The 25,894-nt window shown below is 68.1% G+C and carries 27 protein-coding genes; 23 read left to right on the top strand and 4 right to left on the bottom strand.

What is annotated here, in order from left to right; all coding sequences use genetic code 11:
* Positions 1-84: 84 nt before the first annotated feature.
* The gene (locus AC1DFC_RS02530; protein ID WP_007833955.1) at positions 85-990 is read right to left on the bottom strand and encodes an SMEK domain-containing protein; all 906 of its coding nucleotides are present in this window, start codon (positions 988-990) and stop codon (positions 85-87) included.
* Between the two features lie 609 nt (positions 991-1,599).
* On the bottom strand, positions 1,600-3,291 hold the full coding sequence (locus AC1DFC_RS02525) for a long-chain fatty acid--CoA ligase (protein ID WP_007833957.1): 1,692 nt from the start codon (positions 3,289-3,291) through the stop codon (positions 1,600-1,602).
* 227 nt (positions 3,292-3,518) lie between these two features.
* On the opposite strand from AC1DFC_RS02525, the gene AC1DFC_RS02520 reads away from it, so the two are divergent.
* Together AC1DFC_RS02520 and AC1DFC_RS02515 are read left to right on the top strand one after the other, a co-directional pair.
* Entirely contained in the window at positions 3,519-3,959 is a 441-nt protein-coding gene (locus tag AC1DFC_RS02520) for an OsmC family protein (RefSeq protein ID WP_007833959.1), read from the top strand.
* A gap of 43 nt (positions 3,960-4,002) precedes the next feature.
* Positions 4,003-4,971 carry a Bug family tripartite tricarboxylate transporter substrate binding protein gene (locus tag AC1DFC_RS02515; RefSeq protein WP_413334773.1) on the top strand — a complete coding sequence of 323 codons (969 nt, stop codon included), beginning with the start codon at positions 4,003-4,005 and terminating at the stop codon, positions 4,969-4,971.
* Positions 4,972-4,991: 20 nt separating this feature from the next.
* Here AC1DFC_RS02515 and AC1DFC_RS02510 read toward each other — a convergent pair whose 3' ends face one another.
* Complete coding sequence (locus AC1DFC_RS02510; protein ID WP_413334775.1) at positions 4,992-5,708, bottom strand: Crp/Fnr family transcriptional regulator; 717 nt, start codon at positions 5,706-5,708, stop codon at positions 4,992-4,994.
* A gap of 143 nt (positions 5,709-5,851) precedes the next feature.
* On the opposite strand from AC1DFC_RS02510, the gene AC1DFC_RS02505 reads away from it, so the two are divergent.
* From AC1DFC_RS02505 to AC1DFC_RS02420, 18 genes are all read left to right on the top strand, one after another.
* Positions 5,852-6,361: an ester cyclase gene (locus AC1DFC_RS02505; RefSeq protein ID WP_007833966.1), complete on the top strand. Its 510-nt coding sequence runs from the start codon at positions 5,852-5,854 to the stop codon at positions 6,359-6,361.
* Positions 6,358-7,131, top strand: a complete 774-nt coding sequence (locus AC1DFC_RS02500) for an SDR family NAD(P)-dependent oxidoreductase (RefSeq protein ID WP_413314118.1) — start codon at positions 6,358-6,360, stop codon at positions 7,129-7,131. The genes AC1DFC_RS02505 and AC1DFC_RS02500 overlap by 4 nt, the downstream gene beginning before the upstream one ends.
* A 205-nt stretch (positions 7,132-7,336) precedes the next feature.
* Positions 7,337-8,410: an MBL fold metallo-hydrolase gene (locus AC1DFC_RS02495; protein ID WP_413334777.1), complete on the top strand. Its 1,074-nt coding sequence runs from the start codon at positions 7,337-7,339 to the stop codon at positions 8,408-8,410.
* Between the two features lie 36 nt (positions 8,411-8,446).
* Complete coding sequence (locus tag AC1DFC_RS02490) at positions 8,447-9,790, top strand: MFS transporter (protein ID WP_413334779.1); 1,344 nt, start codon at positions 8,447-8,449, stop codon at positions 9,788-9,790.
* 96 nt (positions 9,791-9,886) lie between these two features.
* The gene (locus AC1DFC_RS02485; protein ID WP_413314114.1) at positions 9,887-10,666 is read left to right on the top strand and encodes a GntR family transcriptional regulator; all 780 of its coding nucleotides are present in this window, start codon (positions 9,887-9,889) and stop codon (positions 10,664-10,666) included.
* A complete protein-coding gene (locus AC1DFC_RS02480) occupies positions 10,663-11,466 on the top strand; it encodes a transporter substrate-binding domain-containing protein (protein ID WP_007829577.1) in 804 nt (267 codons plus the stop codon). The genes AC1DFC_RS02485 and AC1DFC_RS02480 overlap by 4 nt, the downstream gene beginning before the upstream one ends.
* Before the next feature lie 119 nt (positions 11,467-11,585).
* Positions 11,586-12,248: an amino acid ABC transporter permease gene (locus tag AC1DFC_RS02475; protein ID WP_007829576.1), complete on the top strand. Its 663-nt coding sequence runs from the start codon at positions 11,586-11,588 to the stop codon at positions 12,246-12,248.
* Between the two features lie 22 nt (positions 12,249-12,270).
* Positions 12,271-12,924: an amino acid ABC transporter permease gene (locus tag AC1DFC_RS02470; RefSeq protein ID WP_007829575.1), complete on the top strand. Its 654-nt coding sequence runs from the start codon at positions 12,271-12,273 to the stop codon at positions 12,922-12,924.
* Complete coding sequence (locus AC1DFC_RS02465; RefSeq protein ID WP_413334781.1) at positions 12,908-13,693, top strand: amino acid ABC transporter ATP-binding protein; 786 nt, start codon at positions 12,908-12,910, stop codon at positions 13,691-13,693. Before AC1DFC_RS02470 ends, AC1DFC_RS02465 begins: the two co-directional genes overlap by 17 nt.
* A 70-nt stretch (positions 13,694-13,763) precedes the next feature.
* A complete protein-coding gene (locus tag AC1DFC_RS02460; RefSeq protein WP_007829573.1) occupies positions 13,764-14,345 on the top strand; it encodes a DUF1439 domain-containing protein in 582 nt (193 codons plus the stop codon).
* Positions 14,342-15,334 carry a glycerophosphodiester phosphodiesterase gene (locus AC1DFC_RS02455; protein WP_478178631.1) on the top strand — a complete coding sequence of 331 codons (993 nt, stop codon included), beginning with the start codon at positions 14,342-14,344 and terminating at the stop codon, positions 15,332-15,334. The genes AC1DFC_RS02460 and AC1DFC_RS02455 overlap by 4 nt, the downstream gene beginning before the upstream one ends.
* Entirely contained in the window at positions 15,331-15,609 is a 279-nt protein-coding gene (locus AC1DFC_RS02450; protein ID WP_413334785.1) for a hypothetical protein, read from the top strand. Before AC1DFC_RS02455 ends, AC1DFC_RS02450 begins: the two co-directional genes overlap by 4 nt.
* A 24-nt stretch (positions 15,610-15,633) precedes the next feature.
* The gene (locus tag AC1DFC_RS02445) at positions 15,634-16,053 is read left to right on the top strand and encodes a hypothetical protein (RefSeq protein ID WP_413334787.1); all 420 of its coding nucleotides are present in this window, start codon (positions 15,634-15,636) and stop codon (positions 16,051-16,053) included.
* A gap of 77 nt (positions 16,054-16,130) precedes the next feature.
* Positions 16,131-17,606, top strand: coding sequence for a TolC family protein (locus tag AC1DFC_RS02440; protein WP_007829569.1), 1,476 nt, complete (start codon positions 16,131-16,133; stop codon positions 17,604-17,606).
* A gap of 1 nt (position 17,607) precedes the next feature.
* Positions 17,608-18,999: a multicopper oxidase family protein gene (locus AC1DFC_RS02435; RefSeq protein WP_478178630.1), complete on the top strand. Its 1,392-nt coding sequence runs from the start codon at positions 17,608-17,610 to the stop codon at positions 18,997-18,999.
* A 33-nt stretch (positions 19,000-19,032) separates the two neighbouring features.
* The gene (locus AC1DFC_RS02430; protein WP_007829565.1) at positions 19,033-19,551 is read left to right on the top strand and encodes a cupredoxin domain-containing protein; all 519 of its coding nucleotides are present in this window, start codon (positions 19,033-19,035) and stop codon (positions 19,549-19,551) included.
* A gap of 10 nt (positions 19,552-19,561) precedes the next feature.
* Positions 19,562-20,008: a DUF411 domain-containing protein gene (locus AC1DFC_RS02425; protein WP_093058287.1), complete on the top strand. Its 447-nt coding sequence runs from the start codon at positions 19,562-19,564 to the stop codon at positions 20,006-20,008.
* Between the two features lie 32 nt (positions 20,009-20,040).
* Positions 20,041-20,331 carry a copper-binding protein gene (locus tag AC1DFC_RS02420; protein WP_413334792.1) on the top strand — a complete coding sequence of 97 codons (291 nt, stop codon included), beginning with the start codon at positions 20,041-20,043 and terminating at the stop codon, positions 20,329-20,331.
* A gap of 23 nt (positions 20,332-20,354) precedes the next feature.
* On the opposite strand, the gene AC1DFC_RS02415 is transcribed toward AC1DFC_RS02420, so the two are convergent.
* Complete coding sequence (locus AC1DFC_RS02415) at positions 20,355-21,647, bottom strand: NAD(P)/FAD-dependent oxidoreductase (protein WP_478178629.1); 1,293 nt, start codon at positions 21,645-21,647, stop codon at positions 20,355-20,357.
* A 40-nt stretch (positions 21,648-21,687) separates the two neighbouring features.
* On the opposite strand from AC1DFC_RS02415, the gene AC1DFC_RS02410 reads away from it, so the two are divergent.
* From AC1DFC_RS02410 to pabB, 3 genes are read left to right on the top strand one after another with little or no spacing between them, the layout of a single operon-like run.
* Positions 21,688-22,716 (top strand): P1 family peptidase, encoded by a 1,029-nt coding sequence (locus AC1DFC_RS02410; protein ID WP_007829542.1) that lies wholly within the window; start codon positions 21,688-21,690, stop codon positions 22,714-22,716.
* A gap of 16 nt (positions 22,717-22,732) precedes the next feature.
* Positions 22,733-24,112, top strand: coding sequence for a TAXI family TRAP transporter solute-binding subunit (locus AC1DFC_RS02405; protein WP_007829541.1), 1,380 nt, complete (start codon positions 22,733-22,735; stop codon positions 24,110-24,112).
* Positions 24,102-25,871 carry an aminodeoxychorismate synthase component I gene (pabB, locus tag AC1DFC_RS02400; protein ID WP_413334796.1) on the top strand — a complete coding sequence of 590 codons (1,770 nt, stop codon included), beginning with the start codon at positions 24,102-24,104 and terminating at the stop codon, positions 25,869-25,871. Before AC1DFC_RS02405 ends, pabB begins: the two co-directional genes overlap by 11 nt.
* Positions 25,872-25,894: the final 23 nt, after the last annotated feature.

Here is a 25,894-nt window from a genome sequence, read left to right as displayed (position 1 = left end):
AGCGATCACCAGTCGATTGAAGCGGAGGCAGAGTTGATCGCGCAGCTGCTTTGCCCGATCGCCGTGGTGCGCTACTGCCGGATGCTAGTCGACCCCGTGCATGTCTAACGGCGTGGCGATACCGTGCCTTGCGGCAATGCGCTGCGCCGATGTGGCGATCGACCGCTTCTGCTCATCGATGGCTCTCATGTCCTGCTGGTTCAAGTAGACGAAACCGTTGCGGTTCGCACGGTTCATGATCGCTGCGATACCGCCAATTTGGCTCAGCACGTGCCGCAGAAATTCGCCGATCTCTTGATCTTCGAATTCATGGTGGGCCTTTGATTTCTGCTTGCCGTCGACGGTGCCCTTTCCGATGAGCTCCGAGATTTCTTTAAGGCCCCTCGTCATGTCGTCGAGGTTACCCTCGCAGGACATGTAGTGCCTGACGGCATTGCGCCCCACATAGCCCAACACGATCTTGAGACACTCAATATCGCCATAAGGGTGGATCGAAGAATAGTCCCCGAGACGACGGACCGAGTCGATGATCGTCTGCAGCTTTTCTTCATCACCGAGGTCGACGAGCTTGCCAACGAAGAAGGCGGGATCGACCACCCGGCAGTAGTTGGGAACGGTCGCAGTTCTTGACGCTTTGCAGAAGCCGAAGATGTAGAGCGCCGCGTAGCCGTCCTTCAAGCACTTCCCTGCAGCGTCCTTCTTCTCGAAGGTTGTGATCGTTTTACTGATCTTCTTGGCGTCCGCGACCGAGGTGACCTGCACGGCAATCCCACCATCCTTGTCGTCGTCCGCGGCATCAATAGCCGGGAAGTTCACTCGAATCTGATTCTTGCTTTTGAGGTTCGCAATGCCCACGGCTTTGAAGAACTGGATCGACATCGACTCCAGCAGCCGCGCCATGTCGTTAAAGCCGGCATCCTTGTCCCTCTCAATACGAAGTTGAAGGAGCGCAATATCCTGGTTCAGGTTCTTGATCAGCGATTCAATCAAAACAGCCTCCCTGCTTCCTTTTGTTCGTGTCCTTTTGAGCTTCCCTGCTAACTATGCCGCCTTCGGGTTGCGCTGGGAAGCCGCCGGCGTACTGGAAGACCCTGCCTGACTGGTATGGCAATGCCGCCGCCGGCTCCATCCTGCTGGTGCTCTTGGCCATGGAAGCCACCAGCCCCCTGCAGGCGGCGCAGCGCCTCCTCGACGACCCGCTCCTGCGTCTGGTCAAGCTGGCGGCGGCGCGCTTCGGCCACCGTCAAGGTCCGTCAAGAGGGAGGCGGTCCTCACGTGCATCGCCATGTTGAGTTGTGCGCTCACGCTGCCCAGCAAATGGCTCGGCCCGCCTCCAGGAGGCCCGCTGGCAGGTTTTTCCACCTAGGCGGGCGCGAGGCCCCATCCCAGAGCGAAATCGCGCTGTAAGGCCCTGGCCCCTGAAGGCGAGAAAGGGCACATTGCGCGGTTCCAGCAGCCCCAGCAAATCTCGTGGGGGCCAGCTTAGGCTCGGCGTGTCCTTAGCGCCCCGCACGAAAACTGTCGTTTTCCGTACATTTTTCGTACTCAACCCGTGCACCTGGCTATTGCTATCTATTTAATAGCATTAAATACACGTATCTACTTGCTCTCCACCTCCTGCAGCAGCCGCCACATCACCTTGCCGCTGCCGCTCTTGGGCAGCGCATCGACGAACTGCACCTTGCGCGGGATCTTGTAGACCGCCATGTTCTCGCGGCACCAGTCGATGATCTCCTGCTCGGTGGTGTCCTTGTGCGTGGCGCGCAGCACCACCACGGCCTTGACCGACTCGCCGCGGTAGGCGTCCTTGGTCGAGATGACGCAGGCCTCCTGGATCGCCGGGTGGCGGAACATCAGCAGCTCGACCTCGGCCGGCCACACCTTGAAGCCACTCGCGTTGATCATGCGCTTCAAGCGGTCGGTGATGAAGAAGTAGCCGTCCTCGTCCATGCGGCCCATGTCGCCCGAGCGGAAGAAGCGCTTGCCCTCGAACTCGACGAAGGCGGCGGCCGTGGCGTCGGGGCGCTTCCAGTAGCCCTGGAACACCTCGGGGCCATGGATGATGATCTCGCCCGATTCGCCGATCGGCATTTCGGCCAGCGTGTCAGGGTCGACCACGCGCGCGTCGGTACTCATGAACGGGATGCCCAGGCACTGCTGCTTGGGATGGTCCGACGGGTTGGTGTGCGACGGCGCGGCGGTCTCGGTGAGGCCGTAGCCCTCCTGGTACTTCAGGCCGTACTGCTCGAGCAGGCGCTGCGCCACGGCCTGCGGCATGGCCGCGCCGCCGCCGCCGATGTAGGTCATGCTCGACAGGTCGTAGCTCGCGAAGTTGGGGCTGGCCATGAGGTCGATGACCATGGTCGGGATGTTGGTCCAGGCCGTGACCTTCCAGCGCGAGATGAGCCGACCGGCCACGTCGCGGTCCCAGCGCGGCATGATGATCAGCGTGGCCGCCGCCAGGATCGCCGTGTGCATCATGCTCACCACGCCCGTGATGTGGAACATGGGCACCACGGCCAGCACCACCGTCTCGGAAGTCGACCCGCCCCACAGCTGCCCGGCCACCGCGTTGTGCATCAGGCTCGAATGGTGGTGCACGCAGCCCTTGGGCAGGCCGGTGGTGCCGCTGGTGTAGGGCAGCAGCGCCATGTCGTTGGCGCCCACCACGTGCTCGGGCGGCGGGTGGTTGGCTTCGAGCGTGTCGGTCCACGCGATGGTCTTGCCGCCGTCCAGCGCGGGCAGCGGGTGGCGGGTGGTGAGCCAGTCTTTCCAGGCGGGTGCCGGAGCGTCGTCGCCCGATGCGTCGGCGTCGAAGGCATCGGTGAACTGGGTCACGACCATGTGGTCGAGCCGCTGCTCCACGGGCAGCGCATTGCTGGCCTTGGCCAGCTCGCCCGCCAGGTCGCCGGTGATGATGGCCACCTTGGCGTCGGAGTCGGTGATGTAGTGCTTGAGCTCCTCGGCCCGGTTCATCGGGTTGACCGGCACCACGACGGCATTGGCGCGCAGTATCGCGAAATGCGCGATCACCAGTTGCGGGCAGTTCTGCATGTCGAGGATCACACGGTCGCCGCGCTTCACGCCCAGCGCATGCAGCGCGCCTGCCAGGCGCTCGGCCTGGGCGGCGAAGTCGCGGTAGGTGGTCACGCGGCCGAAGAACACGAGCGCGGGCTTGTCGGGATAGCGTGCGGCCGAGGTGGCCAGGTTGTGCCAGAGCGAGGTGGCGGGGACGGTGATCGAGTGAGGGAGGCGTTTGGGCCAGAACTTGTAATGCGGGCGTTGTTGCATGGTGGGTACAGGCGGGGAAAAGAAAAAGCGACAGCCCGCCAGACTAAGCCGCCACGGCCGCCGCTCCCATGGGGGAAGCCCCCCGGAGCGTCGCCTAGGCGACGCCCATTCTTCTGACGCCCCTCCCCCTTTCGAACCTGCGCACGCGCCGTACGACTACAGACAGCCGCCGGTTTCTGGGCGAACCTGCCGTTCCCTCCACACACCACCCAAGCGAAGGAACCGACATGCCAGCAGACAAGCACGCAAGCGTCCACTGGGAAGGCGCCGGCAAGACCGGCAAGGGCCAGGTCAGCACCGAGACCGGCGCCCTGAAAGACTACCCCTACGGCTTCGCGAGCCGCTTCGAGGACGACAAGCGCGGCACCAACCCCGAGGAGATCGTCGGCGCGGCGCATGCCGCCTGCCTCACGATGGCCTTCGCCTTCGCGCTCGAACGGGAAGGCCTGACCGCCACACGCATCGACACCAAGGCCGCCGTGCGGCTGGCCAAGGACGGCGACGGCTTCAAGATCGACCGCATCCAGCTCGAGCTCGACGCGGCCGTGCCGAACCTCGAGGAAGCCAGGTTCCAGCAGATCGCGGCCGCCGCCAAGGCCGGCTGCCCGCTGTCGAAGGCGCTGGCGAGCGTGCCCGAGATCACGCTGAAAGCCACGCTGGCCGGCTGAGCGCGCTGCCTATGATCGTCTCCTCACAAAAAGGAGACGGATCATGAACAACAAGACTGCCCGGATCGCGATCGCGGTCCTTTCCCTTGCCATCGGCACCACGGCGATGGCCGCCTACCCCGACAAGCCGATCAAGGTCGTGATCGGCTTCCCGGCCGGCGGCCCGCTCGACCAACATGCGCGCCTGCTCACCGACAGGCTGCAGGCCGTGCTCGGCCAGCCGCTGATCGTCGACTACAAGCCCGGCGCGGGCGGCTCGGTGGGCGCCGACGCGGTCGCCAAGAGCCCGGCCGACGGCTACACGCTCATGCTGGCCAACACCGGCGTGGCCGTGATCAACGGCGCGCTCTACAGCAAGCTGCCCTACAACACGCAGCGCGACTTCGTGCCCATCGCGCGCACCGCCATGCAGCCGCTGGCGCTGCTGGTCACGCCGAAGCTGCCGGTGCAGAACCTCAGGCAGTTCGTCGACTACGCCAGGGCGCGGCCCGGCCAGGTCAACTACGGTTCGGCCGGCAACGGCGGCATCAGCCACCTCGTGCCCGAGATGTTCAAGACCGCCACGGGCATCTTCATGGTGCACATCCCGTACCGCGGCAGCGCGCCCGCCTTTACCGACCTGATGGGCGGACAGGTGCAGTTCATGGCCGAGTCGATCCCGCAGGCAGCCAACTACCACAAGCAGGGCAAGGTGCGCGCGCTGGCCGTGACCAGCCGCGAGCGCAACCCCGCCCTGCCCGACGTGCCGACCGTGATCGAGTCGGGCTTCAAGGGCTTCGAGGTGGTGGGCTTCTATGGCTTCTTCGCGCCGAAGGACACGCCGAAAGACGTGGTCGCCAAGCTCGGCGAAGCGTTCAAACACGTGCTGACCAGCCCCGAGGTGCGCGAACGCATGGTGAGCCAGGGCGCCGACCCGGCCTTCCTGGGCAGCGAGGAGTTCGCGCGCTTCCTGGCCGCCGAAACGCCGCGCTGGGAGAAAGCAGTGAAGGCCTCCGGCGCGCGGATGGATTGAACCGGAGCCCGCCGGCGCGTTCAGCTCGGCGTGGCCGCGTGCCGCTCCAGCTGCGCGCGGCTGAGCAGCTCGATGCCGCGGTAGCGCACGCGCAGCGTGCCATCTTCCTCCCACAGCTTCAGCTGCCGGTTCACGCTCTGGCGCGACACGCCGAGCATGAACGACAGGTCTTCCTGCGACACGCCGAGCAGCGTGCCGCCGCCCTCGCCCGGGCTCGATGCGCGCGCGTCCAGCGTCAGCAGCCGGTGCGCGAGCCTCACCGGCAGCGGCATCAGGATCACGTCGTCGATCCACGCCAGCGCCTGGCGCAGCCGCAGGCACACCAGCCGGGTGAAGGCCATGTGCACGTCGGGATGCGCGGCCACCAGCCGGTGGAAGTCGGCCGCCGCGACCACCGCCATCTCGGTCGTGTCGACCGCGCAGGTGTCGTAGACGCGCTCTCGCCCGACCAGCAGCGACACCTCGCCGAACCAGTGCCCAGGTTCGAGCATGGCGATCACCGCCTCGCGCCCGCCCGTTGCGACCACGCTCACGCGCAGTGAACCGCTGACCACGCCGAACAGCGCATCGGGCCGCGAACCCTTGTGGAACAGCGACTCGCCGCGCGCCAGCGTGCGCCGGTGCGCCACCGCGAGCAGCCGCTGCTGCACGTCGTCGGCCAGACGCATGTCGCAGTTGTGCGCCGGTGTCGACGGCGCATGCGGCTGGCTGCTGGAAGAGAGGGGCGTGCGTGGCATCGCGGGTTTGTCCGGAGCGGCGATTGCCAACACCGGACAGTCTTGTTTCAAGGGCGTGCCGATAGTACGCAGCGAGCCCGGGCCGGCGCATTCGCAGCAACCCGATGTCACCTGTCGTCCCTGTCACATGGAGCACACCCCCGATGAACACACAACGCACCGAACTTCAAGCCCGCCGCGAGCGCCTCGTGCTCGATCACTTCGCCGACGAAACCCGGCAGGACTTCGACGCCGTGCTCGGCACCTTCCCGCACCCGCACTACGAGCTGATCCCGAGCGGCGAGGTGCACGACGGCATTGCCGACGTGCGCCAGTACTACACCGACACGCGCCGTGCCTTTCCCGACCAGCGCCACGAGATCATCCAGCTGCGGCACGCCGACGATTCGGTGGTCGTCGAGTTCTGGCTGCTGGGCACGCATCGCGGTCCGCTCAAGGGCCTGCCCCCGACGGGCAACAGCTTTCGCTGCCGCATGAATGCCTTCTTCATCTTCGAAGGCGACCGGCTGGTGTGCGAGCGCGTGTACTTCGACACGCTGACGATGCTGCGGCAACTGCTGGCGGGCGTGCCCGCGGAGCACGTGGCCGCGCTGATGGGCGCACTGTTGGGCCAGCCCGCAGCCGCACGCCCGCAAGAAGCGGCAGCCGCATGACTGCGCCGCGCAACGATGCGCTCGCGGGCCGCCACGCCGTCGTGACGGGTGGCGCGCGCGGCATCGGCCGGGCGATTGCGCAGCGCTACCTCGCGGCCGGCGCCAGCGTCGCGCTGTGGGACCTCGATGCGGCCGTGCTGGCGAATGCGCTGCAAACGCTCGCACCGCTCGGCACCGCGACCTCGGCGGTCGTCGATGTGCGCGACGAAGACCAGATTGCTCGCGCGGCCTCGCAGTCGCAGGAGCGCTTCGGCGGCATCGACATCCTCGTCAACAACGCGGGCGTGCTCGGCCCGACCGTGCCGGCCTGGGAGCACACGCCCGCACAGTGGCGCAACGTGCTCGACATCAATCTGACGGGCGCGTGGCTGTGCTGCCGCGCGGTGGCGCCGGTGATGCTCGCGCAGCGGCGCGGGCGCATCGTCAACATCGCCTCGGTCGCCGGCAAGGAGGGCAACGGATTCAATGCCGCGTACTCGGCGTCGAAGGCGGGGCTCATCGCGCTGACCAAGTCGCTGGGCAAGGAGCTGGCTTCTTCGGGCGTGCTGGTGAACTGCATCACGCCGTCTGCGGCCGACACCGAGGTGTTCGCGGCCGTGCCTGTGGAGCACCGCGAACAGCTGCGGACTGCGCTGCTGTCGCGCGTGCCGATGGGGCGCTTTGTCGAGGTCGATGAAGTGGCTGCGATGGCTGCGTGGCTTGCATCGGATGAATGTTCGTTCAGCACTGGCGCGGTGTTCGACATCTCGGGCGGGCGGTCGATGTACTGAAGGGGCATTCGGGGCGTGAGCACAGGCCACCGGGTACTCCCCTGCGCGAATGTCCCCCGGCCTGCGGCCTCCTCCTTTATTTCGCTGCGGGGAGCACCCGGTGCCCTGCGCACGATGAGCGCTCTGCTCATGCCGGCAGTTCAACCGCTCCCCCGAACAACGCACGACGAATCGAAAAGCAAGCATTCATTTCCAGGAGACGACCATGATCCGAGACCCCGAGCCCACCGGCTTCGCACAGCTGCCGGAATTCGACGGCACACGCAACGCCGCCATGCCGCAGGATCGCCTGCGCGCCATCCGCCATGAGGCCGAAGGCCTGCGCGAGCGGCTGCTCGACGCGCCGCCGGTGCGCTTTGCGCGCAGCTTCAACCTGCTGCGCATTCCGTACCCCGCGTGGTTCGCCTTTACCGGCGTGTACTCGCAGCAACTGCTCAAGCCGCACATGGTCCACCTGCTGGCGCGCACCGTGCTGATCCAGTACGACGACTTCGAGGGCCGCCTGCGCACGCTGCTGTTCACGCCGGCCGACTTCGAGGCCGGCAACGAAACGCCCTACTTCAAGCGCCTGAGCGAGCAGACGCCGAAGTTCCTGCACAAGGCGATCGCGCCGGTCTACCAGACCGTGCCGCAGGCGCTGGCGAGCTGCGGCATCGCGCCGGAGCAAGTCGACTACATCACCTACGACCACCTGCACACGCAGGACGTGCGCCGCTGGCTCGGCAACGCCGGCGCGCCGGGCCTGCTGCCGAACGCAAGGCTGCTGGTGCACCGCCAGGAGCTCGCGAACGTGCAGGGCCTGCTGCCGATACAGGCCGAGTGGTACTGCCCGCGCGGCCTCGACGGCGTGCCGGCCGAACGCATCGTCGCCTTCGACGGCAGCATCCAGCTGGGCCGCGGGCTCGCTCTGGTGCACACGCCGGGCCACACCGAGGGCAACCATTCGCTGGTCTACCGCACCGGCGACGGCCTGCGTGTGAGCAGCGAGAACGGCGTGGCAGCCGACAGCTGGGCGCCTTTGCAGTCGCGGCACAACGGCATCCGCCGCTACGCGCAGGCCACTGGCGCGGAGGTGATCCTCAACGGCAACACGCAGGAGGGCAGCAACGACCAGTACCTGTCGATGGTGCTGGAGAAGACCCTCGCCGGCACCTCGTCCTCGCACGGGTTCAGCAACGTGGTGCCGTCGGCCGAATGCTCGCCGCACTGGCTGTTTCCGGGTGCGCCGGCCAGCCACCTGTGGGGCGAGACGAGCTTCGGCACGCCCACGGTCGCCTGAAGCATCTCGGGCAGGAACAACAGAAGGAGACACACGATGAACACCGCCACCCTCGACGCAGCGGATGCGCGCACCCCGGCAGCAGATACCGCCGCGCGCGACGACGCCGCGCTCTTCCGCAGGATCACCTGGCGCCTGATGCCGCTGCTGTGCGCCTGCTACGTGCTGAACTACCTCGACCGCACCAACGTGGGCTACGCGCAGCTGCAGATGAAGGACCAGCTCGGCTTCAGCGACGCGGTGTTCGGCCTGGGCGCGGGCATCTTCTTCATCGGCTATGCGGTGTTCGAGATTCCGAGCAACCTGATGCTCGCGAAGATCGGTGCGCGCGCGACCCTGCTGCGCATCATGGGCCTGTGGGGGCTGGCGTCGGCGGCGATGATGTTCGCGACCACGCCCACGCACTTCTATGTGCTGCGCTTTCTCATCGGCGTGTTCGAGGCCGGCTTCGCGCCGGGGGTGCTGTTCTACCTGACGCTGTGGTTCCCCTCACACCGCCGCGCGCAGGCCACCGCGCTGTTCTTCATGGCCTTCGGCGCCGCGCCCATCGTGGCGGGGCCCATCGCAGGGCTCACGATGACGTATCTCGACGGCGTGCTGTCGCTGCGCGGCTGGCAGTGGCTGTTCCTGCTCGAAGGGATTCCGAGCGTGCTGCTCGGCGTGGCGGCTTTCCGCTGGCTGTCGAACAGCCCGTCGCAGGCGGCCTGGCTGTCGCCGGCGCAGAAGCAGCGCGTGGCGCGCCTGCTGGCCGAAGACCAGGCCGCCAACGGTGCCACCGGGCGCCACACCTTCGGCGCGGCGATGCTCGACGCCCGGGTGTGGCTGATCGGCTTCATGTCGTTCCTGATCATCCTCGGCATCTATGCGCTGTCGTTCTGGCAGCCCACGATCCTGAAGTCGATGGGGCTCAGCGTGCTGCAGATCGGCTTCTATTCGGTCGTTCCGGCGGTGGCGGGCATCGCGGCCAACATCGTCGTCGGGCGGCATTCGGACCGGCACAAGGAGCGCCGCTGGCATTTCGCACTGAGCGCGGTGGTGGGCGCGGCCGGGCTGGCGCTGACCACGCTGTTCATGCACAACGCCTTCGCCGCCGTGCTGTGCCTGGCACTGGCGGCCATGGGCATTTCCGCCGCGTTCACCGTGCTCTGGTCGGTGCCCGGCAATTTCATGTCGAAGAGCGCCGCGGCCGCGGGCATCGCGCTCATCAGCACCATCGGCGGCAGCGCGGGGCTGGTGGCGCCGATGATGGTCGGCGCGCTCAAGACGCTGACGGGCGGGTTCGCCGCCAGCCTGTATGTGCTGAGCGGGGCGCTGGTGCTGTCGGCATTGCTCATGCTTGTGGCACTTCCGGCCAGCGCACTGGGCCGCACCAGGCACTGAGCACGCGCCCGCCGGGGCCCCGGGGCAGGGCCATGTCCCATTTCGGTGCACAGATCTTGCATACCAGTTGGCACAGAAGCTGCTGGTATGCAGGCCATGGCCACTTCCGCATCCCAAATCAGTGCACGCATCATCGAAGCGGTGATGGCGCAGAAGCTCGCGCCGGGTTCGCGCCTGGGCGAGCAGCAGTTGGCGATGCTGTTCGACTGCAGCCGCACCATCGTGCGAGAGGCGCTCACGCGGCTGGCGGCGCGCGGCATCGTCACGGTGAGCGCACGGCGCGGCTGGTTCGTCATCGAGCCCTCGCAGGACGAGGCGCGCGAGGCCTTCGAGGCCCGGCGCGTCATCGAACTGGGGCTGATCCGCAGCGCGGGCAGCGCCGGCAAGATCGACAAGGCCGCCCTGCGCGAGCTGAAAGCGCACCTTCAGCGTGAAAAAGCCGCACTGAAAGAGAGCGACGTCGGCAACCGCAGCTTTCTGCTGGGCGACTTCCATGTATGCCTGGCCGAATGCCTGGGCAACACGCTGCTGGCCGATACGCTGCGCGACTACACCGCGCGCACCACGCTGATCGCCATGCTCTACCAGTCCACGCACGACGCGGTGCAGTCGTGCGAAGACCACGTGCAGATCGTCGCGGCGCTGGAGCGCGGCGACCACGCCGCCGCCGAGGCGCTGATGGCCGCGCACATCGGCACGGTGCAGTCGGCGTTGCGCGTGCAGGCGCCCGCCGATCCGCTCGCGCAGCTGCGCGATGCGCTGGCGCCGCTGCAGAACACGAACACCGCCGCCGCAGCGGCGCCCAAGGGCAAGCGCCGCAAGGCGGCCGCATCCCCTGCTTCCGATTCTTCGACTTACCTAGGAGCCTTGCTATGACCTTCTCTTCTCCGTCCAAACGCCGCTTCGCGCTCGCACTGGCTTCGCTCGCCATGATGGCCGCCACGGGCGCCGCCCAGGCCCAGAACGCACTCGACAACGTGCTCAAGGCCAAGACCATCAAGATCGCCGTGCCGACCGACTACCCCCCCTACGGCTCGGTCGACAGGAACATGAAGCCCCAAGGCCTGGACATCGAGATGGCCGAGCTGATCGCCGCCAAGCTGGGCGTCAAGGTCGAGCTGGTGCCCGTGACCAGCGCCAACCGCATTCCGTACCTGCAGACCCGCAAGGCCGACCTCGTGATCTCCACGCTCGGCAAGAACGCCGAGCGCGAGAAGGTGATCGACTTCACCTCGGCCTACGCGCCCTTCTTCCAGGCCGTGTATGCGGCCAAGAGCATGAAGCTCACGAGCTTCGCCGACATGGCCGGCAAGACCGTCGCCGTGACGCGCGGCGCAATGGAAGACCAGGAACTGAACAAGGTGGCCCCACCGAACGTCGACTACCGCCGCTTCGAGGACAACAACGCGACGATCGCGGCCTTCGTGGCCGGCCAGACGCAAACCATCGCGACCAGCGCGGCGGTCGCCGGCGACATGCTCGCCAAGAATCCGAAGGTGAGCGCCGAGTTCAAGCTGCTGCTGAAAGACAGCCCCTGCTTCGTCGGCGTCGCCAAGGGCGAAACCGCATTGAAGACCAAGGTCAACGAGATCATTGCCGCCGCCAAGAAGGACGGCACGCTGGACGCCATGTCGAAGAAGTGGCTCGGCAAGGCCGCCGGCGAGCTGCCGGTCTGAACAAGCGCTCCCCCATGCTTCGCGCACTTCGTGTCGCTGCGCACACCCCCTCGCCGGGGGCAACGCCTGCGGCCCGGCAAAGCCGGTTCCGCGGCGTTCCACGAAGAGAAGACTGACTTATGAACATCGAGTTTGATTTCGGCGCGGTGCTCTCCGAGTGGCCGCTGCTGCTTCGCGGGGTGGCGTGGACCATCGGCCTCACCGCCGTGGGCACCGTGCTGGGCATGATCGTGGGCACCTTCTGCGCGTGGGCGCGTGCCAATGGCCCTGCATGGCTGCGCGCCATCGTGGGCACCTACGTGGAGCTGATCCGCAACACGCCCTTCATCGTGCAGCTGTTCTTCATCTTCTTCGGGCTGCCCGCGGCGGGCGTCAAGCTCACGCCGGAGACGGCATCGATCATCGCGATGGTGATGAACCTCGGGGCCTACTCCACCGAGATCATCCGCGCCGGCATCGAGGCCACGCCCAAGGGGCAGATCGAAGCGGCCGTGAGCCTGGCACTCAGCAAGGCGCAGGTGTTCACCCGCGTGGTGCTGCCGCCGGCACTCAAGAAGGTGTGGCCCGCCATGGTGAGCCAGATCATCATCGTGATGCTGGGCTCGGCCGTATGCGGGCAGATCTCCACCGAGGAGCTGAGCTATGCGGCCAACCTCATCCAGAGCCGCAACTTCCGCGCCTTCGAGGCCTTCATCGTTGCCACGCTGATCTACCTGGCCCTGGCGGTCGCGCTGCGGCGGCTGCTCAACTGGGCCGGGCCGAAATTCTTCTTCGGCCGCTGAACGCGGGAAAGCCACACACACCATGGTCGATTTTTCCCTCTGGGACATCCTGCGCAACCTGCTGATGGCGCTGCGCTGGACTGTCGTGCTGTCGCTCATCGCCTTCATCGGCGGCGGACTGGTCGGCGCCTTGCTGCTGTTCCTGCGCCTGCGCGGCGGCAGCGCCATGAACCGCGCCGTCGGCCTCTATGTGCAGCTGTTCCAGGGCACGCCGCTGCTGATGCAGCTGTTCCTCGCCTACTTCGGCATCGCGCTGTTCGGCGTCGACGTGTCGGCGTGGACCGCGGCCAGCGTGGCGCTCACGCTGTACACCAGCGCCTTTCTCACCGAGATCTGGCGCGGCTGCGTGGCCTCGATCCCGAAGGGCCAGTGGGAGGCCTCGGGCAGCCTGGCCCTGAGCTTCGCCGAGCAGATGCGCCATGTGATCCTGCCGCAGGCCGTGAAGATCGCGGTCGCGCCGACGGTGGGCTTCCTGGTGCAGGTGATCAAGGGCACGGCGCTCGCCTCGGTGATCGGCTTCGTCGAGCTCACCAAGGCCGGCAGCATGATTTCGAACGCCACCTTCAAGCCCTTCGTGGTGTTCAGCTGCGTGGCCCTGCTTTATTTCGTGCTGTGCTTCCCCGTGAGCCTGTACGCCAAGAACCTCGAGAGGAAGACCCATGGCCGCCGTGCTTGAACCGCAACAACAGCAACCCGCCACCTCGGTGGGCGCCCCCATCGTGCGCATCACCGCGCTGCGCAAGTCCTACGGCACCAACGAAGTGCTGAAGGGCATCGATCTCGACGTGAAACGCGGCGAGGTGATCGCCATCATCGGCAAGAGCGGCTCGGGCAAGAGCACGCTGCTGCGCTGCATCAACGGGCTCGAGGTGTTCCAGGAAGGTTCGCTCACCGTCGACGGCAAGCCGCTGCTGCACGAAAGCACCATGGCCATGCGCGAGCTGCGCCAGCGCGTGGGCATGATCTTCCAGAGCTTCAACCTGTTTCCGCACCTCACGGTCGGCAAGAACGTGATGCTCGCGCCCACGCTGGTGAAGAAGCGTAGCAGCATGGAGGCGGCCTCGCAGGCGCGCAAGCTGCTCGACCGCGTGGGGCTGGCCGAGAAGTTCGACGCCATGCCCGACCAGCTTTCGGGCGGCCAGCAGCAGCGCGTGGCCATCGCGCGCGCACTGGCAATGGAACCGGCCGTGCTGCTGTGCGACGAGATCACCTCGGCGCTCGACCCCGAACTGGTGGGCGAGGTGCTGCGCGTGGTGGAGTCGCTGGCCGACGAGGGAATGACGCTGCTGATGGTGACGCACGAAATGAGCTTCGCGCGCAAGGTCAGCGACCGCGTGATCTTCATGCACCAGGGACGTGTGCACGAGATGGGGCCGCCGGCGGAGCTGTTCGGGAATCCGCAGACGGCGGAGCTGAAGCAGTTTCTTTCTTCGCTGCACGATTGATTCTGGCCTGGGTGCGCTGATCCATCGCACTGGCGGGAACGTTCCCGCCTGTGGCAAGCTCGGAGCCCCCATGAACCTCCGCACCCCGTTTCCCACCTCCCGCCGCCGGGTGCTGCGCGCGCTGCTGGGCGCCGCGGCCCTGCATGCGCCCTTCGCGGCGCTGGCCGGCTTCAATTTTTTCACGAGCGAATACACCGCCACCCGCGACGAGCTGCAGATGCAGATCGCCAAGCGTTTTCCGGTGGCCGAGCGCTACGCCGAGATCTTCATGGTCGGGCTGCGCGATCCTCAGCTGGGCCTCGACGCGCAGGCCAACCGCGCAGCCATCACGGCCACGCTGACCATCGCGAGCCCCCTGCTGGCGGCGTCGCCGGTGCAGGGCGTGGTGTCGGTCAGCAGCGCACTGAAGTACGACGCAGCCGCGCGCGCGCTGCGGCTCGACCAGCCCAAGGCCGAGCGCATCGAACTGCAGGGTATCGAAGGCCGCGATGCCGAGCGGCTGCAAAAAATCGGCGCCCTGGTCGCGCAGGAGCTGCTGCAGGGCCAGGTGCTGCGCAGCTTCACGGCCAACGAACTGACGGTCGGGCGCAAGACCTACGAGATCGGCGACATCACTGTGCAAGACGACGGCATCAAAGTGCAGCTCAAATGAAATACGTCCTCCTCGCCTCTGCCCTGCTCGTCGCCGGCTGCGCCGCCATCGCACCCACGGCCAAGCAGCACTTCGACCTCGAAGCCCACCGCGGCGGACGCGGGCTGGCACCCGAGAACACGCTGGCCGCGTTCTCCAACGCCATCGACCTGGGCGTGACCACGCTCGAACTCGACATCGGGCTCACGGTCGATGGCGTGGTCGTGATCTCGCACGACACCTCGCTCAACCCCGACCACACGCGCGACGCCAGCGGCGCCTGGCTGGCACCGAACAGCGGCGCGTCGATCCGCTCGCTCACGCTGGCGCAGCTGCAGACTTACGACGTGGGCCGCCTCAATCCGGCGAGCAACTACGGCAAGCAGTTCGCGCTGCAGCAGCCGCGCGACGGCGAGCGCATCCCGACGCTGGCCGCGCTGTTCGCGCAGGTGCAGGCGCGCGGCGCCGACGCGGCAACGGTGCGCTTCAACATCGAGACCAAGATCGATCCGACCAGGCCGGAGGAAACCGCCGCGCCCGAGCCGATGGTGCGCGCGCTGCTCGCCGAGATCGACAAGGCGAAGATGGCAGGCCGCGTGACGATCCAGAGCTTCGACTGGCGCACGCTGGCGCTGGTCGGCAAGCTCGCGCCGCAATTGCCCCGCGCCTACCTGACGACGCCCCGCACGCTGAAGGACAACCGCTGGACGGCCGGGATCGACGCGGCGGGCTTCGTCTCGGTGCCGCAGATGGTCAGGGCCGCATCGGCCAACGCACCGGGCCCGGTGATCTGGTCGCCGGCCTTCGCCGACCTGACGCCCACCGTCATCAAGGAAGCGCAGAAGCTCGGCCTGAAGGTGCTGCCCTGGACCGTGAACCAGCGCGCCGACATGCAGCGGCTGATGGACTGGGGCTCGGACGGGATCATCACGGACTACCCGGACATCCTGCRCGACCTGATGCGCGAGCGCGGGTTGTCGCTGCCGCCGCCCGGAAAGAACAAGCAATGAGCGCCGCCCAGCAACTCGACGCCATCGCCGCGCGCATCGCGGCCCTGCGCACCGATGGCGGCGGATCCGTCACCACGCTGTCGAACGAAGCCCGCGCCAGCACCGAGTTGCTCGGTGCCCTGCCACCGCGCTACGGCGAGGTGCTGCTGAGCCTGCTCGACCGGCTGGAGTCGAGCGCGCTCTTCAGCGAGGAAAGCTGCTCCTTCAGCCAGAAGGACCTGCTCGACAACCTGCAGGTATGGGTGGACAAGGCCCGAGGCCAGCTGGTGTCTTAAGAGCGCAGGTTTATCATCCCGCCCATGCGCACCCTGCTGCTCGCCCTCATGATCGCCCTGCTGCCCATCCGCGGCTGGCTCGGCGATGCCATGGCGATCGAGATGGTGCGGCATTCGCTGCCGGCGGCTGAGGCAGCCGTGTCCATGGCGACTGCGGCCACCGAAGCCCACTGCCACGAGGCGATGGAGGCCGGCAACAGCATGGACATGCAGATGGACATGGCGGACCACGCCGGTTCACATGACAACCACAGCAGCAACGACGGCGCCGGCCATCAAGGCTGCGGCACCTGCACCGCCTGCCAGGTCTGCCACACGGTGGCCCTTGGCGGCATGCCCCTCGTCGACATCGTGCACAGCGCGCCCCAGGCGCCGCCTGCGGCACACGCGGCCCGCTTCGCCAGTGCAGAGCCCGTTGCGGGCCTGAAGCCGCCCATTTCCTGATCTCCCTGCCCGTAGTCCGTCCGCGGTGAGCCCTTTCCGGCTCGCGGCGTCCGTCGTATTGCTCATGGAGATCGAGCGTGAACCCCATTGTTCGCCGGCAGCCTGCCGGCCCCCCTTGCTATCGAAGAAGTAGCGCGCTGCTCAAACGCGCCACTGCACTCGCGAGCGTCCTGATACTGGCCGGCTGCGCCAGCCTCTCGCCCGACGGCGGCACCGCCGACGTGCAGGCGCTGGTCAACGGCAACCCGCTGATGGCGGGCACCGCAGCCCAGCGCACGCCCGACGAAGCCTCGCAAAAGAGCGTCGATGCCCTGCTTGCCAAGCCGCTGGACGTCGAAGCCGCGGTACGCATCGCACTCATCAACGGCCCGCGCGTGCAAGACGCCTTCGCCACCCTGCAACTGAGCGATGCCGACCGTGTGCAGGCCGCGAGCCTGCCGAATCCGGTGCTTTCCTTCAGCCGGCTGGCGCAGGGCAGCGAGCGCGAGTTCGAGCGGATGCTCAGCTTCAACGTGGTGGGCCTGGTCACGCTGCCATGGCAGGCCCGATGGGCCGGCCAGCGGCACGAGGCGGCCAAGCTGCAGGCTGCGCAGAGCGTGCTGACGCTCGCCGCTGACACTCGCCGCGCCTGGGTGCGCGCGGTGGCGGCGCAGCAGAGCGTGGTCTACCTGCGCGACGCGAAGGAGGCCGCGGAAGCCGGCGCCGAACTCGCGCATCGCATGGCCCAGGTCGGCAACTGGAGCGCGTTGCAGCGCACCCGCGAACAACTGCTGCTGGCCGACGCGGCCGCGCAGCTCGCGCGTGCCGAGCAGGCGGCTGTCGCTAGCCGCGAGCAGCTCACGCGCCTGATGGGCCTGGGCGGCGCTCGCGCCGGCTACACCCTGCCCGACCGCCTGCCACCGCTGCCGCAAGCCGCGCCCGAACTGGGCGACGTGCAGGCGCTGGCGCTGCGCGACCGCCTCGACGTGCGTTCGGCGCAAGCACAGAACACCGCCGTGGCCGGCTCGCTGGGCCTGACGCATGCCACCAGCGTGATCAACGCGATGGAGCTCGGCGTGGTGCGCAACACCACCTTCGACAACGACGCCGATCGCACGAAAAAGACCAAGCGCGGCTTCGAACTCGACCTGCCCATTCCGATCTTCGACTGGGGACAGGCCCGCAATGGCCGCGCCGAGGCGCAATACCTGCAGTCGGCCGCCCGCGTGCGCGACGTGGGCGTGCTGGCCGCGAGCGAGGCGCGCGAGGCATGGCAGGGCTGGAACACCGCCTACACCCTCGCCCGCCGCTACCGCGACGAGGTGCTGCCGCTGCGCAAGAAGGTCAACGAAGAGATGGTGCTGCGCTACAACGGCATGCTCGCGAGCGTGTGGGAACTGCTCGGCGAGACGCGCGCCAGCATGCTCGCGGTGAACGCGGGCATCGAGGCGCAGCGCGATTTCTGGCTGGCGGACACCGATCTGCAGCTGGTGCTCACGGGGAGTTCGCCCGGTGGCATGACGGCGCTGCAGACCGCTGCGGCCGGTGACGCCCCCGCCAAGGGAGGCCACTGACATGAACCGCCGCAACTTCTTCGCAGGCGCGGCCACAGCCGTCGCCGCAACCACCGTAAGCCGTGTGGCCATGGCCGCGCTGCCCGAACCGGTGTCGCGGGGCTCCACCGCCACCGCGCCGCCACTCGTGCCGCCGAACGGCCGCTCCTACAACCCCGTCGTCACGCTCAACGGCTGGACGCTGCCCTGGCGCATGAACGCCGGCGTCAAGGAATTCCACCTCGTCGCCGAACCCGTGGTGCGCGAGATGGCGCCTGGCTTCAAGGTCAACATGTGGGGCTACAACGGCCAGTCGCCCGGCCCGACCATCGAGGTGGTCGAGGGCGACCGCGTGCGCATCTTCGTGACCAACCGGCTGCCCGAGCACACCACCGTGCACTGGCACGGCCAGCGCCTGCCCAACGGCATGGACGGCGTGGGCGGCATCACTCAGCCGCACATTCCGCCGGGCAAGACCTTCGTCTACGAGTTCACCGCGCGCCGGCCCGGCACCTTCATGTACCACCCGCACGCCGACGAGATGGTGCAGATGGCGATGGGGATGATGGGCTTCTGGGTCACGCACCCGAAGGAGAGTCATCCGCTGATCGAGCCCGTGCAGCGCGACTTCTGCTTCCTGCTCGGCAGCTTCGACGTGGAGCCCGGCAGCGCCACGCCCAAGGTCAACACCATGACCGACTTCAACATCTGGAGCTTCAACAGCCGCGTGTTCCCGGCCATCGACACGCTGAACGTGCGCAAGGGCGACCGCGTGCGCATCCGCGTGGGCAACCTCACGATGACCAACCACCCCATTCACATCCACGGCCACGAGTTCGAGGTGACCGGCACCGACGGCGGCCCCGTGCCGCGCACCGCGCGCTGGCCCGAGGTGTCGGTTGACATCGCGGTGGGCCAGATGCGGCAGATGGAATTCATAGCCGACGAGGAAGGCGACTGGTCGCTGCACTGCCACAAGGCGCACCACACCATGGGGCCGATGGGCCACGACGTGCCGACCATGATCGGCGTGGACCACAAGGGCGTGGCCGAGAAGATCCGCAAGCTCGTGCCCGACTACATGGTGATGGGAGACAAGGGCATGGCGGACATGGGCGAAATGGAAATGCCCATCCCCGACAACACCGTGCCGATGATGACCGGCACCGGCCCCTTCGGATCGGCCGAGATGGGCGGCATGTTTACGCTGCTGAAGGTGCGGCGCGACCAGAAGCCCGGCGACTACCGCGATCCGGGTTGGTTCAAGCACCCGGCCGGCACGGTCGCACGCGAAGTGCCGAACGCGAACGTGCCGCCGGCCACGCGCAAGGAAACGCCCGCACCGTCGATGAAGAACAGTAGCCCCGACGCAACCGTGCGCAAGCCCTCCGGGCATGGCGCACACAACCACTGATTCCTTTACCCCTTCCTCTCTGGAGCTCAACTCATGAACAAGACACTCATCAAGTCCATCGCCGCGGGCCTCGTGCTCGCGGCTGCCACTACTGCTTCGTTGGCCCACGAGGCCCACAACGGCCCCAAGCCCAAAGGCGCTGCCACGCTCGCGCCCGAGCAGAAGGCCTGGGGCATCGCAGGCAAGGCCAATGCAGTGAAGCGAACCATCGACATCGCGATGGCCGACGACATGACTTTCACGCCCTCGGTCATCGAAGTGCGCGAAGGCGACACCATCCGCCTGCGCCTGAAGAACCGCGGCAAGGAACTGCACGAACTCGTGCTCGGCACCACCGCCGAGATCGAGGCTCACGCGGCCATGATGAAGAAGTTCCCGGACATGGAACACGACGACCCGTGGATGGTGCACGTGCCCGCCGGCAAGACCGGCGACATGGTCTGGACCTTCAACCGCGCCGGCGACTTCGACTTCGCCTGCCTCGTGAAGGACCACTACGAACTCGGCATGGCCGGCCGCATCCGCGTGCTGGCTGCCGCTGGCAAATCCTGAAGGAGAAACCATGCAACGAAGAAACCTGCTGCTGGCACTGGCTTCCACTGCCGTGCCTTTCACAGCGATGGCCGCGGCACCGATGGTCGAGATCTGGAAAGACCCGAACTGCGGCTGCTGCCAGGACTGGGTCAAGCACCTCAACAAGAGCGGCTTCGCCACGCGCGTGCACGACGAAGGCAACGCAGCCGCGCGCACCCGCCTGGGCGTGCCTGCCAAGCTGGGCTCGTGCCACACGGGCCTCGTCGGCGGCTACGCCATCGAAGGCCACGTGCCCGCACGCGAAGTACAGCGGCTGCTCAAAGAAAAGCCCAAGGCCGTCGGCCTCGCCGTGCCCGGCATGCCGGTCGGCTCGCCGGGCATGGATGGCCCCGCCTACGGCGACCAGCGCGATCCCTACGACGTGCTGCTGGTGCTGGCCGATGGCAGCACGCGCATCTATCAAAGCTATCGCTGAATCAACCGACAACCGAGGAAAGCAAACTCATCATGAAGAAACTGTTCACCGCACTCTGTGCCGCCCTGCTCGCTGCAACCGCCTTCGCGCAAGCTGCATTGCCGTCCGTCGAAGGCGAGGTCCGCAAGATCGACACCGACGCGAAGAAGATCACGCTGAAGCACGGCGACATTCCCAACCTCGAGATGACGGGCATGACGATGGTCTTCCGCGTGAGCGACCCTGCGTTGCTCGCGAAGGTGAAGCCGGGCGACAAGGTGCAGTTCACGGCCGACAAGGTCGATGGCGCGCTCACGGTGCTGTCGATCGCACCGGCGAACTGACGCGCTCGGCATGTCGGCTGGCCCTATGGCTTGAAGCGGCCCGGATCGAACGGGGCCAACGGTATCTCCGCCGCAACGCCCGCGAGCAGTTGCGCCGCCAGACGCCCCGTGCGCGCCGAGCCGCACAGGCCCACGTGACCATGCCCGAAGGCCAGGACGATGTCGGCGCTGGCGGCGGCCGGGCCGATGCAGGGCAGTCCGTCGGGCAGGCTCGGGCGATGGCCGAGCCAGTGCTTCGCCGGCGATGCACCTGCAGCGAGCGCGGGAAACATCGATTGCAGATGCCGGTGCAGGATCCCGGCGCGGCGCCAGTCGGGCGCCGCTTCGAGGCCGGCAATCTCGACCTGCCCCGCCGCGCGCAGGCCGCCGTCCATCCAGTGGGCGATGAGCTTGCCGTCGGCCACCATCGTCGGGGTGCGCGGGCCGGCCGCGGCGTCTTCGATGACCACGTGGTAGCCGCGCTCGGACTCCAACGGCACCGCGGAGCCGGCCGCCGCCGCGAGCGGGCCCGAGCGCGCACCGGCGCAGATGGCGGCGCCGTCGCAGGCGATGTCGCCGGCCTCGGTGCGCACTGCGCGCAGCCGCCCGCCATCGACGAGAAAGCCCGTCGCGCGGGCGGTGATGCGTTCGGCGCCCGCATCGAGCGCATGCCGCGCCAATGCGGCCACGTAGGCGCCCGGATTGCGGCAATGGCCGGCTTCGGGCACGAAGATGCCGAGCGTGTAGCGCGCATCCAGATCGGGCTCGCGGCGGCGCAGCTCGTCTTCGCTCCACTCGTTCCATTGGATGCCCACATGCCGGCGCACGCGCCAGCCCAGCGCGTCGCCATCGAATTCCGCGCGCGAGCGATAGGCATGCAACAGCCCGCGCCGCTCGATGAGCTGCGGCACGCCAGCCTCGGCCGCAAGTTGCGCGTGCAGCGCGGGCGCATCGACCAGCAGCGTGCGCAGCGCGTCGGCCGTGCGCTGCACGCGCGCCTCGGTCCAGCCCGAAGCCAGGTAGCGCAGCAACCACGGCAAGGCGCGCGGCAGATAGCGCCAGCGCAGGGCGAGCGGACCGAGCGGGTCGGCCAGCCAGCCCGGCACCTTGCGCCAGGCGCCCGGCAACGCAGGCGGCACCACGGAGTGCGACGACAGCCAGCCGGCATTGCCGTAGCTCGTGGCCTGCGGGCCGCCCGGTTCGCCGGGCTCCAGCACCGTCACGCGCAGGCCCGCGCGCAGCGCCTCGATGGCGGTGGCGCTGCCCACCGCGCCCGCGCCGATCACCACCACATGGCGGCGTCCGCCACCGGGAGAGAAACTTCTTGCAACTGTCATGACGAGGATCGTAGAGGGTGCGGTCCCATAATCGGCCGCCATGCCAGCCTCAGTTTCTGCTCCCTCCCAATCCGCCGGTTCCATCACCGACGTCGCCGGCATCGAGGTCGGCCATTTCTCCGACACCCGCCGCCCCACCGGCTGCACCGTGGTCATGGCGCGCGACGGCGCGGTGGCCGGCGTGGACGTGCGCGGCGCCGCCCCCGGCACGCGCGAGACCGACCTGCTCGCGCCCGGCAACCTCGTGCAGCAGGTGCACGCCGTGATGCTCGCGGGCGGCAGCGCCTGGGGCCTCGCGGCCGCCGACGGTGCCATGCGATGGATGGAAGAACGCAACATCGGCATGGACGTGCGCTTCGGCATCCTGCCCATCGTGCCGGCCGCCGTGCTGTTCGACCTGCCCATGGGCGATGCGCGCATCCGCCCCGATGCCGCCGCCGGCTACGCCGCCTGCGAGGCCGCGAGCACCGCGGCGCCCGCCGAAGGCAACGTGGGCGCGGGCACCGGCGCGCTGGTGGGCAAGCTCTTCGGTGTGGACCGAGCGATGAAGGGAGGTGTCGGCACCGCGTCTGTCACGGTCGGCGGCGTCACGGTCGGCGCGCTGATCGCGGTCAACTCGCTGGGCGACGTGATCGACCACAACACCGGCCAGCCCGTGGCCGGCGCGCGCACCGAAGACGGCAAGGCGCTGCTCGACACGCGCCGCGCGCTGCTGCGCGGCGACAGCCCCAAGCCGCTGCTGGCGGGCACCAACACCACCATCGGCGTGATCGCCACCGATGCGGTGCTGACCAAGGTGCAGGCCAACCGGCTCGCCATGGTCGCCCACGACGGTCTGGCGCGCGCCATCAACCCGGTGCACACCATGAGCGACGGCGACACGCTGTTCGCGCTGGCTACCGGCCGCGTGCCGCTGGAAGGCAGCGCGCCGGGCATGACGGTGCTCAGCACCATGGCGGCCGAGGCCGTCGCGATCGCCACGCTGCGCGCGGTGCACGCAGCGCGGTCCGTGACCGTGGGCGAGTTGCACATTCCCTGCGCGGCCGATCTCGCCACGCCGCGCGGCTGAACACGGAAGAGACACCATGGCGTTTCCCAGAACCTTGAAACTGATCCTGCTGTCGATCCGCGACCTGATCGCCTCGGCCGGGCCGATCGTGTTCATCGTGATCGGCCTGCTGATCGCCGCCTACTGGTGGCTGCAGCCACAGCCGCCCAAGCACGTCACGCTCGCCACCGGCCCCACGGGCAGCGCCTATGCACAGTTCGGCAAGCACTACGCGGAAGCGCTCAAGCGCGCCGGCATCGAGGTGGAGCTCAAGCCCACGTCGGGCTCCACCGAGAACCTGCAGCTGCTGCGCACCGGCGGCGCCGACGTAGGCTTCGTGCGCGGCGGCAGCGCCGACCCGGTGGCCGACGAAGAAGCCGGCCTGACCTCGCTCGGCAGCCTGTTCTACGAGCCGATCTGGCTGTTCTACCGCGCCGACTCGGCGCAGAAGATCGACCGCAAGACCGGCACGCTGACATCGCTCACGCAACTGCGCGGCCTGCGCGTGAACGTCGACCTGCCGGGCAGCGGCCTGCCCGACATCATGGAGCGGATGCTCAAGGCCAACCATCTGGGCCCCGACGACCTGCTGCTGTCGAACCTCGAGCAGGCGGCGGCGGCCGAAGCGCTGCAGGCCGGGCTGCTCGATGCCATCGTGCTGTCTTCGGCGCCGCAGTCGCCGCAGGTGCAGCGGCTGCTGCGCTCGGACGACATCAAGCTCATGGACTTCGGCCAGGCCGATGCCTACTCGCGGCGCTTTCCGTTCCTCTCGGCAGTGACGCTGCCGCGCGGCGTGGTCGACCTGTCGAAAGACCTGCCGCCGCACGACGTGTCGCTGCTCGCGGCCACCACCTCGCTGCTGTCGCGCGAGGAAACGCACCCCGCCCTGCGCCAGCTGTTCGCGCAGGCGGCGCAGTCGATCCACGGCGGCGCCGGCTGGTTCAACCGGGCGCGCGACTTTCCCAACACCCGCACCAGCGAACTGCCGGTGAGCCCCGAGGGCGACCGCGCCATCAACGGCACGCCGCCGGCCTGGCAGCGCTACCTGCCGTTCTGGGCCAGCAACCTGGTCGAGCGCATGTGGCTGGTGCTGGGCGGCCTGCTGGTGCTGATGCTGCCGCTGAGCCGCGTGGTGCCGCCGCTGTACCAGTTCCGCGTGCGGCGGCGCGTGTTCCGCTGGTATGCACGGCTGCGCGACATCGAGGCCAAGGTCGATGCGAAACAGGGCGAGCAGAAAACGCTGCTGGACGACCTCGACCAGCTCGACCGCACGGTCAACAAGGTGGCGGTGCCTCTGTCTTATGCCGACGAGCTCTACGCACTGCGCAACAACATCTATGCGGTGCGCAAGCGGGTGCTGGCCAGGACGTCGCAAGGCGCTGCCGCACCGACGGCCGCGGCGAACGATGCCGGCTGATGGAGCCCTGCTTCCGGCCTTGCGCACGCTGATCGATTTTGCGCAGCCGCACGGCGACGGTGCGAGCCGGCTGCGCCTGGCCTTCGGCGCGCCGTCGCGCGTGCTGGTGGCGCGGACTGCCAGCGAGGTGCGGCCGGTGCTGGAGGCTGTCGAGGCGCTGGCGCGCGAGGGGCACTGGTGCGTGGGGTACCTGCGCTACGAGGCGGCTGTGGCGTTCGATCCTGCGTTGGCCGGACACGAAGCCGACGGCCCGCTGGCATGGTTCGGCGTGCATGACGAAGTGCTGCCCTGGCCGGAAGATTCGCCCGCAATGCCGCCGGTCGAATGGCAAGGCAGCCTCTCGCGCGAGTCCTTCGACCAGCGCATGCAGGCCATCCACCGCGCAATTGCGGACGGCGAGCTCTACCAGCTCAACTACACCGCCGCGTTGAATGCCGAATTCCACGGCGATGCGCTCGACTGGTTCCTCGCGCTGCGGCAGGCGCAGCCCGGCGGCTACAGCGCCTTCATCGACACCGGCGAAGAACAGGTGCTGTCGGTGTCACCCGAACTCTTCTTCGACTGGCACGGCGACCGCATCCTGGCGCGCCCCATGAAGGGCACGGCCCCGCGCGGCACGACACCGGCCGAGGACGCAGCGCTGGCACGGCGGCTGCGCACCGTGCCGAAGGAGCGGGCCGAGAACGTGATGATCGTGGACCTGATCCGCAACGACCTGTCGCGCGTGGCGCAGCCCTTCTCGGTGCGCGTGCCGCGGCTCTTCCATACCGAGGCTCTGCCGACGGTGTGGCAGATGACGTCGGATGTCGAGGCGCTCCTGCGCGAGGGCATCACGCTGGCCGACGTGTTCGGGGCGCTGTTCCCGTGCGGCTCGATCACCGGCGCGCCCAAGGTCAGCGCGATGCGGCTGATCCGCGAGCTGGAGCCCGAGGCGCGCGGCGTGTACTGCGGCGCGGTCGGCGTGGTGCAGCCCGGCGGCCATGCGACCTTCAATGTACCGATCCGCACCGTGGCGCTGCGCGGCACCGAGGCGCGCTGCGGCATCGGCAGCGGCATCACGGCCGATGCGCGGGCGGACGCCGAATGGGAGGAATGGCGCCACAAGCGGGCCTTCCTGGGCCAGGCGGCGAACCCGCCGTTCGAGCTGCTCGAAACCCTTGCGCTGGTTGGCGGCGAGCTGCGCGATGCGCCCGCACACCTTGCGCGCATGGCGGCCGCGGCAGCGCATTTCGGCCGCGCGTGGAGCGAAGCGCCCGTCACTGCATGCCTCGATCGACTCAAGGCACGGCATGCCACCGGCACATGGCGCGTGCGCCTGCTGCTCGACGCGCAAGGCGCGCCGCGCGCCGAAGCCTTTGCGATGGAGGCGCCACCCGCGCGCGTGCAACTGCAACTGGCCACGCGCGCGTTCGACGAGGCCGACAGCGACTTCACCCGCTTCAAGACCACCCGCCGCGCCCACTACGAGGCCTTCGCGCCCACCGCCGCGGGCGTGTTCGACACGCTCCTGTGGAACCGCGATGGCGAGATCACCGAATGCACGCGCGGCAACATCGCCCTGCTGCTCGACGGCCGCTGGGTCACGCCGCCCTTGCACTGCGGCCTGCTGAACGGCGTCGGCCGCGCCAACCGGCTGCGCAGCGGCCAGCTTGCCGAAGCCGTCGTGCGGGTGAACGATCTGCCACGCGTGCAGGCCCTTGCCTTCGTGAACAGCCTGCGCGGCTGGCTCGATGCCGACCTGCACACTGCGCAAAAATAGTTCGTCAAAGCGCTTGACTTGGA

This window comes from Variovorax sp. 10L421 (genome assembly GCF_056395365.1).
This window is presented reverse-complemented; position numbering and strand designations above follow the sequence as displayed.

What these genes read in the sequence shown, in the direction of transcription:
- AC1DFC_RS02525 (WP_007833957.1), bottom strand. Translation starts at nt 3,291, where the DNA reads ATGCAACAACGCCCGCATTACAAGTTCTGGCCCAAACGCCTCCCTCAC.
- AC1DFC_RS02520 (WP_007833959.1), top strand. Translation starts at nt 3,519, where the DNA reads ATGCCAGCAGACAAGCACGCAAGCGTCCACTGGGAAGGCGCCGGCAAG.
- AC1DFC_RS02515 (WP_413334773.1), top strand. Translation starts at nt 4,003, where the DNA reads ATGAACAACAAGACTGCCCGGATCGCGATCGCGGTCCTTTCCCTTGCC.
- AC1DFC_RS02510 (WP_413334775.1), bottom strand. Translation starts at nt 5,708, where the DNA reads ATGCCACGCACGCCCCTCTCTTCCAGCAGCCAGCCGCATGCGCCGTCG.
- AC1DFC_RS02505 (WP_007833966.1), top strand. Translation starts at nt 5,852, where the DNA reads ATGAACACACAACGCACCGAACTTCAAGCCCGCCGCGAGCGCCTCGTG.
- AC1DFC_RS02500 (WP_413314118.1), top strand. Translation starts at nt 6,358, where the DNA reads ATGACTGCGCCGCGCAACGATGCGCTCGCGGGCCGCCACGCCGTCGTG.
- AC1DFC_RS02495 (WP_413334777.1), top strand. Translation starts at nt 7,337, where the DNA reads ATGATCCGAGACCCCGAGCCCACCGGCTTCGCACAGCTGCCGGAATTC.
- AC1DFC_RS02490 (WP_413334779.1), top strand. Translation starts at nt 8,447, where the DNA reads ATGAACACCGCCACCCTCGACGCAGCGGATGCGCGCACCCCGGCAGCA.
- AC1DFC_RS02485 (WP_413314114.1), top strand. Translation starts at nt 9,887, where the DNA reads ATGGCCACTTCCGCATCCCAAATCAGTGCACGCATCATCGAAGCGGTG.
- AC1DFC_RS02480 (WP_007829577.1), top strand. Translation starts at nt 10,663, where the DNA reads ATGACCTTCTCTTCTCCGTCCAAACGCCGCTTCGCGCTCGCACTGGCT.
- AC1DFC_RS02475 (WP_007829576.1), top strand. Translation starts at nt 11,586, where the DNA reads ATGAACATCGAGTTTGATTTCGGCGCGGTGCTCTCCGAGTGGCCGCTG.
- AC1DFC_RS02470 (WP_007829575.1), top strand. Translation starts at nt 12,271, where the DNA reads ATGGTCGATTTTTCCCTCTGGGACATCCTGCGCAACCTGCTGATGGCG.
- AC1DFC_RS02465 (WP_413334781.1), top strand. Translation starts at nt 12,908, where the DNA reads ATGGCCGCCGTGCTTGAACCGCAACAACAGCAACCCGCCACCTCGGTG.
- AC1DFC_RS02460 (WP_007829573.1), top strand. Translation starts at nt 13,764, where the DNA reads ATGAACCTCCGCACCCCGTTTCCCACCTCCCGCCGCCGGGTGCTGCGC.
- AC1DFC_RS02450 (WP_413334785.1), top strand. Translation starts at nt 15,331, where the DNA reads ATGAGCGCCGCCCAGCAACTCGACGCCATCGCCGCGCGCATCGCGGCC.
- AC1DFC_RS02445 (WP_413334787.1), top strand. Translation starts at nt 15,634, where the DNA reads ATGCGCACCCTGCTGCTCGCCCTCATGATCGCCCTGCTGCCCATCCGC.
- AC1DFC_RS02435 (WP_478178630.1), top strand. Translation starts at nt 17,608, where the DNA reads ATGAACCGCCGCAACTTCTTCGCAGGCGCGGCCACAGCCGTCGCCGCA.
- AC1DFC_RS02430 (WP_007829565.1), top strand. Translation starts at nt 19,033, where the DNA reads ATGAACAAGACACTCATCAAGTCCATCGCCGCGGGCCTCGTGCTCGCG.
- AC1DFC_RS02425 (WP_093058287.1), top strand. Translation starts at nt 19,562, where the DNA reads ATGCAACGAAGAAACCTGCTGCTGGCACTGGCTTCCACTGCCGTGCCT.
- AC1DFC_RS02420 (WP_413334792.1), top strand. Translation starts at nt 20,041, where the DNA reads ATGAAGAAACTGTTCACCGCACTCTGTGCCGCCCTGCTCGCTGCAACC.
- AC1DFC_RS02415 (WP_478178629.1), bottom strand. Translation starts at nt 21,647, where the DNA reads ATGACAGTTGCAAGAAGTTTCTCTCCCGGTGGCGGACGCCGCCATGTG.
- AC1DFC_RS02410 (WP_007829542.1), top strand. Translation starts at nt 21,688, where the DNA reads ATGCCAGCCTCAGTTTCTGCTCCCTCCCAATCCGCCGGTTCCATCACC.
- AC1DFC_RS02405 (WP_007829541.1), top strand. Translation starts at nt 22,733, where the DNA reads ATGGCGTTTCCCAGAACCTTGAAACTGATCCTGCTGTCGATCCGCGAC.
- pabB (WP_413334796.1), top strand. Translation starts at nt 24,102, where the DNA reads ATGCCGGCTGATGGAGCCCTGCTTCCGGCCTTGCGCACGCTGATCGAT.